This window comes from bacterium, from assembly GCA_021372535.1.
Lineage (GTDB): Bacteria > Latescibacterota > Latescibacteria > Latescibacterales > Latescibacteraceae > JAFGMP01.
Genome location: JAJFUH010000045.1, coordinates 23,372 through 31,149 on the forward strand (window position 1 = coordinate 23,372; position 7,778 = coordinate 31,149).

Consider the following 7,778-nt stretch of genomic DNA (forward strand, 5'->3'; position numbering starts at 1 on the left):
ATTGTGTCAGTAATAATGCGGTGCCGTCGATTCACATGCAAGGAGTATTTCATTTTCCTGCTGTCCCGCTTGAAATGCAGATGAGTATAAAAAAGGTTGTCACCACGGAAATACGGAGAACACGGAGAAAAGAATCCGGAAATTCATTGAACCTGTTGAAAAGCAAGATGAAAACTCGGTTCATCCATGGGCAATTACAGACGATGATTCAAATAGTCGACCGATTTCATGGTATTGATACCGAATCGGAATATCAGTTCAGGGTTTACCATTTTTTTCCCGTTTTCTGCTTATCATTGTATGTGTACGAACTATCCAAGTGAAAAGAATGCTTGTTTCATAAGCATAAAGGAATTATTATTATACATGGAAATCTGACAGATACCATCATGTGATTCACCGTTAAATGAAACCGGGATTCTACGATCATGACACAAGAAAAACATACTATCGCCGGAAAAGCCAGAAAACAGACCATTCAACTTAGAATAACCGATACGACTCTTCGCGACGCCCACCAGTCTCTCTGGGCAACCAGGCTGAGAACGAAAGATATCATGGAAATCATCGATCGCATCGACTCGGTGGGATACTACTCGCTGGAAATGTGGGGCGGCGCCACATTCGATGTCTGCCTGCGGTTCCTGCGTGAAAACCCGTGGGAACGTCTGAGAATGATCAAGTCGCGGTCAAGGCACACCCCGCTCCAGATGCTTTTGCGGGGGCAGAATATAGTCGGATATAAAAACTACGCCGATGATCTTCTCGATCGTTTTATCGCCCTTGCCTGTCATAATGGAATCGATATTTTCAGAGTATTCGATGCACTCAACGACACACGGAATCTCGAATACGCCATAAAAGCCATAAAACGGTATGGCGGTCATGCCCAGGGAACACTTTCCTACACAATCAGTCCTTTTCATACCATAGAAAACTATGTAAAAGCCGCACGGGATCAGGTCGAGCTCGGAATCGACACCCTCTGTATCAAGGATATGGCGGGAATGCTCTCTCCTATCGCCGCCGAGAAACTCGTTACGGCGCTGACAAAGGAGATCAATGTCCCGATACAGCTTCACTGCCATCTTTCAAGCGGCATGGCAACGGCAACCTATGTCGAGGGCGTCCGTGCGGGAGCCGGTGCTATCGACTGCGCGATTTCGCCCATGGCAGGTTTTTCCTCACAGCCACCCGTGGAAACCATGGTAAGTATTTTCAGCGAAACCGATTATGATACCAAAATTGATCTCGGGGCGTTACGTGAAATTTCACGTTTCTTCGAGAATCTGGCGCCGAAAATGCGGCCCGGACATCAACCGGCCTCGATCATCGACCCTGATATTCTCATCCACCAGATTCCCGGAGGGATGATTTCGAATCTCAGATCGCAGCTCGATCAGCAGAAAGCTCTCGACAGACTTAACGAGGTGCTCGCAGAAGTTCCGCAGGTTCGCGCCGATCTTGGTTACCCACCCCTCGTCACCCCCACAAGCCAGATAGTCGGCACACAGGCAGTCCTCAACATCCTTTCCGGCGAACGGTACAAGATTATACCGAATGAAATCAAAAACTACCTCAGAGGACTTTATGGTAGACCCCCGGCGCCTATCGATCCAAAATTCATCAAAAAAATACTTGGCACAGAAAAACCGATAACACACCGTCCCGCGGACGATATTCCGCCGATGCTCCCCACTGCTATCGAAAATCTTGATTCCCGGCTTATCGAACATGAAGAAGATATCATTTCATATTGTCTCTTCCCGGAACCTGCGCTCGAATATTTCAGATGGAGAAGCCTTCCGCCGAAAGAACGGCCGGAAACACCCGCCGATCTTGAACTCAAAGTCCGTGAGGAATTTACGAAAACACCTGAAACCGCTGCTCCTCCCATGCCGCCGCAGTATGTTAAAGTCGGTACGGGAGCGACATTTCTCTCCCATGAGGATTACAGCGGTATCAATGAGATATTGAAAACGGTCAATCTGCTCGGAATAAAAGAACTGGTCATCAGAAAAAACGAGGAAAGTATCGTTCTCAAGTCTGATACTTCCGGTAAACCCTCCGATGAAATGCCGCTTTCTGCAGAAACAGGTTCTCCCGGCATCCAGTCTCCGGCTGCGGCTGTCCCGGAACACGAAAACCCTGCCCCGGATGATGAATCCGCATTCACCACGATCAATTCTCCGCTTGTCGGACAGTTTTATTCGTCTCCCGCACCCGGGAAGCCGCCGTTCGTAAATCCCGGCGATTCGGTAAAGGCCGGTGTAACCGTATGTATCGTGGAAGCGATGAAGCTCATAAACGAAATCAAGGCTCCCGCCGACTGTAAAATAATCAGGATGCTCGAAAAAAACGGCGCAAAAGTGGAAAAGGGGCAGCCTCTCGTCGCCATTGATGAGCTTAAAACGGATGAAAAATGACGGTATTTCCGGACAATCGTGAATCTGTCCCGGGTTATTCATGAGAGAAAATTTATCATAAAGACATCAAAACACAAATAGATATACCACATTATATATGCTATTATTAGACACTAAAAAAATCATTCACATTTTTAAAAAACAAATCCGCGAAAATCCGCGATCCGCTACATTTTAGTGAACAGGTCAGGAAGTTCCGATACCGAAAATTTCAAGGACACTTCGGACATCTCACTCCACGGCAATACTCCGCTCAACTGAGTTCCGAACGGGACTTTCCGGCAGCAGTCCCGTATCTCAATGCGGGGCCTCACGATATATGCACTTTTTTTACTTTCAATTTACATCACCCGATTCCCTCCCCGAATGTGTTAAATTCTCTTGTGTATCGTACATACGCTATTGTAATGCAAATCACTTCATACACAGGGAATTATTGTTATTTTACCATACGAGAGCAGTAAAACATATGGGAAAAATATTCCCGGTGATCGAAAATGAACACGCAGTTAAGCATGGAAGCAATCACGTACTTCGTAATATATGACATCGCTATTCGATACAATATATCGAGAGATGCAGTATCTTTTTCAGAAAAAAGAGCGGGAGAAAAAAAACATACTGTACCCGGCATCTGTATTAAATTGAATATAATATTTTGTTATTTATATTGTTATAAAAATTATTCCGGTACTGAAGAGAATGGTTTGCCCGTTACGGAGTGCATTTTTTTCCTGTTTGCGCCGGAGAAATGTTCTGATCATAACCTGTAAGATATTCACTGTTCCGGCAGAGCGGGCGTCATCAAGTTTTGGTTTTTTCATGGCATAATTGTTGCTATATTACTTGATGTTCACTGATATTATGCCGGGTTGCACCGGCAAATAAATATGGTTCACCGATATCCACCAAACCATTTATCATGATCGTGCTTTCTATGTTTAAAACGATGAAATGCTCTGTATTTAAAAAACATATGAAGAATTATACTTACGCGGGAACAGTTATCATCCGGGCTCTCTGTCTCTCTGTTCTCATGCTTTCGGGCTGTATTTTTTCATATCAGGAAAAAATACCGTCAAAACCCTCAATCAAAACAGTCAGCGTCGTCAATGGGGAAATATTTACCGTCCGTGATATTACAGTCTCATGGGAAGGCAATGATACGGCGGTATTTTTCCAGTATACCATCGATGCCGATACTTCAGGTGTTCTGACTGAGACATCGGTTACACTGACCGACCTCGACGAATCCGAACATGTCTTTGTTCTCACGGCGCTCAACGACTCGCTCACCATATCGAGCATACCAGTTACGCGCAGGTTTACGGTGGATGCCGTACAAGGACCCGGTATTGTATTCAGCCCCCGGAAAATCGAACATGAATCGACAGTTACCATATATCTCGCCGATGTAAGTGAAATCATGGCGGTTCACCTGGAATTGATCCCCAGAAACAAATGCGTTCTCTTCGGGTCGTTTGTTCCGAACGAAGCGCTCACTCTCGATGGCGATGTAATATCCATATACGATTCAGGAAAAAACGAACGTATCATTATCGATATCGGGTTTGCCGGTGAAACACGGGGTATTTCAGGTTCATTGATCAATATCGGCACCCTGACCGTCAATCCTCTCCGTGAGGGAACGGTTGAGGTTGATTCTCTGAAAACACTTTTCAGGACAATTTCCAACGAGACTGTGTCGAAAAATGGTCTTGATTTCATGAGAGTGATACAGTGAAAATGCAAAAACTGATACTGAAATGTGTGTTCTTTACACTGTTGTGCGGAGTAAGCTCACTGGCTTATGGAGCACGGTTTGCATCCGAAATCGATCTCCGTAATCCCCAGAATGCACAGACTGTCCGGTATTTCGGAACAAACGCGGATAATAAAACCGGTTACTCGGTTGCAGCGGGAGACATAAACGGCGATGGATATAACGATATCGTCATGGGATCATATACCGCGCTCGGAGGACGGGGTACGACATATGTCCGGTTCGGCAGTTCGACAACGTTCAACACTTCTCCGATAGACATGAACACCTCTCCGACAGGTTTACTGAAGATTTTCGGGAATCATACGCTTGACTGGTCGGGTTATTCCGTCGCGGTCGGCAATATAAACGGCGATGCATACGACGATATCATTATCGGCGCATATAAAGCAGACCCCGGCGGAAGGACAAATGCCGGGGAAGTCTACGTGATTTTCGGCAATTCAGCCATGAAGAATCTCCAGCAAATAGACTTGAACTCCAGTCCATTGGGTGTTGTAAGAATATACGGAAACAACATCGAGGATAATCTGGGATTTTCGGTATCCACCGGTAGAATTAACGAAGACATTTACGATGACATTATAATCGGAGCATCCAACGCCGATCCGAACGATAGAACCAACGCCGGTATTACGTATGTTTTTTTCGGTTCCTCGACGTTTTATGCGAGGGGAATAATAGATCTTCATGCCACACCGCAGCCAGCGGGAACCGCGAAAATCTACGGTGAAATGTCAGGCGATATGCTCGGTTATTCGGTGACTTCGGGGGACATGAACGGCGATGGGTACGAGGAAGTCATCATGGGCGCATACGGTTCCTATGGCGGAAAAGGCGGGACCTATATTATCCACGGCTCGGCTGATATCGATACGTGTACGGTGATAGACATACTCCAGGCTCCACTCGGACTTGTAAGAATATTCGGGGAATACGATAACGACCACTCCGGAGCGACGGTGGCTACGGGTAATATGAACGGGGATTCATATAAGGACGTTATCATGGGAGCGCCCGGCGCCAACTCTGTCAACGTCATTTTCGGTAATGCGAATTTTCATAACACAGGCGCTTTTTTCCTCAATACGGTAACCGATAAAGTTAAAGTCTTTGGTAAACTATCATCCGACCTCCTCGGCCTTGCGGTAGCAGCCGGCGATCTCAACGGAGATGGTTATGATGAGCTCATTGTCGGCGCACCTCTCGCAAGTCCCCTCGACCGTTATAACGCAGGCAGTACATACGTGATTTACGGCAGCGCGACCTTTCAATCAAGGGGAACTATCGATTTCAATGGAACACCCGCCGGAACCACTGCTATCTCCGGCGCCAATATTCAGGATAATTCAGGTATCGCGCTCTGTACGGGAGACGTTGACCACGACGGTGTCAAAGACCTGATTGTCGGAGTCCAGAACTCAGACCCCCTCGATAGAGTGGATGCCGGCGAAGTTTATCTGATAAGGGGATTTGCGGCCACATCGGTGATAAACACCATCCCCGCATACGGGACATATGCCAGCAAGAACAGCAGTATCAAGCTCTATTTAAATTCGGACTTATCCGAACTCGACGTCAGCGTCGTTTCAAGCCTGACAGGAGTTGTCAACGGTTCTTTTTCATGGGCCGTCAATTCGGCATTGTTCACGCCGACTAATCCTCTTCCGTCCGGAAGTCAGATAACGGTCACCGCAACCGGTAAAAATATCGATAATGAAGCAATTACGCCGAAAGTATATACATTCACCGTTAAAACCGATGAAATTCCTCCCCGGTTTATATCTCATTCACCGGAAAAGCAGGAAACCAATGTCCATCCGAATGCGCCAATCGTTGTCAAATTCAGCAGCGATGTAAAACCCGATTCAACACGATTCGATATCAGAGGTGCAAGTCAGCGTGTTATCGCCATGACAAAATCATGGACAGACACCACCCTGACGCTCTCAAACAACAATCTGTTTCATCTCAACGAGACAATAACGGCGGCTATAAGCGCCGGGGATATGTACGGTGACCGGGCCGACTCGATATGGACGTTTACGGTCAGGCCGGAAATCACTCCGCCCAATTATACGCTCCGGTTACCCGGTGTTCCCCAACACTTACCCAAAAACGCTTACATACAGCTTATTTTCCCGCGCGATATCGACAAATCGACTGTCGAGACAACACTGAACGGCAGCGTTTCCGGAACCATACAGGGAGCGTGGGCATGGAACGACACGCTCTACACATTCAATCCCTCCCGGAATTATGTACCGGGTGAAACGATTATTCTTACGGTCAAGGGAGACGATGTTCATAAAAACTCAATATCGACCACCAATACATTTACCGTAAAACCCGATGAGATACCACCATCGATTTTAAGCCATTCACCAGCACCGAACGAACTGAATGTCAGCCCGACGGCGAATATAGTCATACAGTTCAGCGGGGATATCAACAGGGATTCCACATATGTAACGGTGACAAGTCCATCACAGGGTTATAAAACTTTTTCAGGTTCATGGACTGATTATACACTGACTCTGTACAATCTGTCATACCTGCTGAACGATGTCATTACCGTCAACGTGAATGCCGGCGATTCATATGCAAACCGACAGGCATATTCCTGGTCATTTTACATCAGGGGCGATACTACCCCGCCCTATTTCGGCGTTAAAGTACCGGGCGGAAATATAACCATGATCGGAACACAAGACCCCATTACGCTGGTTTTCCCGGTCGATGTCGATAAATCCCGAGTCACTACATCGCTCAAGGGAAGCCTGAATGAAGATATTTCCGGAACATGGGAGTGGTTCGATACATATTATATTTTCAGACCCACTTCAGGATATCCTCTCGGCTGGCGGTTGACGCTCGTTGTCAATGCGACGGACATCAATAACAATTCAATTCCCGAAACGACAGTCATCTTCACGGTCAAACAGGATGAAATCCCGCCGTCGATAAAAACTCACTCACCGCTTCCGTATACAGTAAATATTCCGATAAACACGAATATGTTATTATACTTCACAAGCGATGTTATCCGTGATTCAACGACCGTTTCGCTGCGAAGCGATAAGCGAAATCCCATAAACGTTTACAAAACGTGGGCTGACAGCACGCTGACGCTTATACCACAAACGACATTTCAGCAAAACGAAACGGTTACCGTACGCGTGAGTCCCTGCGATAAATACAGTAACCGGTCTGTCTACGAATGGTCCTACTCGACAGGGCCACAACTGGCGCTGACATTTTATGACGTAACCGTACCACATGGTATCAATCTGATGGGGCGAAACGATCCCATAACGTTCATCTTCAACAGCACCATCAATCTTTCAACGGTAAACATTGTTATTGCGGGAACCAAGAGCGGTACGGTAACCGGTACATGGGCATGGTCGGACAGACGATACACATTTACTCCCACAAACGGGTATATATTCGGTGAAGCGCTCATTGCCACGGTTAACGCGACGGATATCTACAACAATCACATCCCGCAATCGACCCGGTCGTTTACCGTCAAGGCTGATGATCTGCCCCCCTCCAGAACATCGCGG

Annotated in this window: 3 protein-coding genes; all 3 read left to right on the forward strand. The window is 46.7% G+C overall.

Annotation, left to right across the window (positions count from 1 at the left end; genetic code table 11):
• The first annotated feature begins 428 nt into the window (after nucleotides 1–428).
• Nucleotides 429–2,426, forward strand: coding sequence for a pyruvate carboxylase subunit B (locus LLG96_04690; GenBank protein ID MCE5249500.1), 1,998 nt, complete (start codon nucleotides 429–431; stop codon nucleotides 2,424–2,426).
• Between the two features lie 976 nt (nucleotides 2,427–3,402).
• A complete protein-coding gene (locus LLG96_04695; protein ID MCE5249501.1) occupies nucleotides 3,403–4,170 on the forward strand; it encodes a hypothetical protein in 768 nt (255 codons plus the stop codon).
• Between the two features lie 2 nt (nucleotides 4,171–4,172).
• Nucleotides 4,173–7,778, forward strand: a 3,606-nt coding sequence (locus LLG96_04700) for an Ig-like domain-containing protein (protein ID MCE5249502.1), incomplete at its 3' end; no start/stop codon positions are given.

What these genes read in the sequence shown, in the direction of transcription:
- LLG96_04695 (MCE5249501.1), top strand. Translation starts at nt 3,403, where the DNA reads ATGAAGAATTATACTTACGCGGGAACAGTTATCATCCGGGCTCTCTGT.
- LLG96_04690 (MCE5249500.1), top strand. Translation starts at nt 429, where the DNA reads ATGACACAAGAAAAACATACTATCGCCGGAAAAGCCAGAAAACAGACC.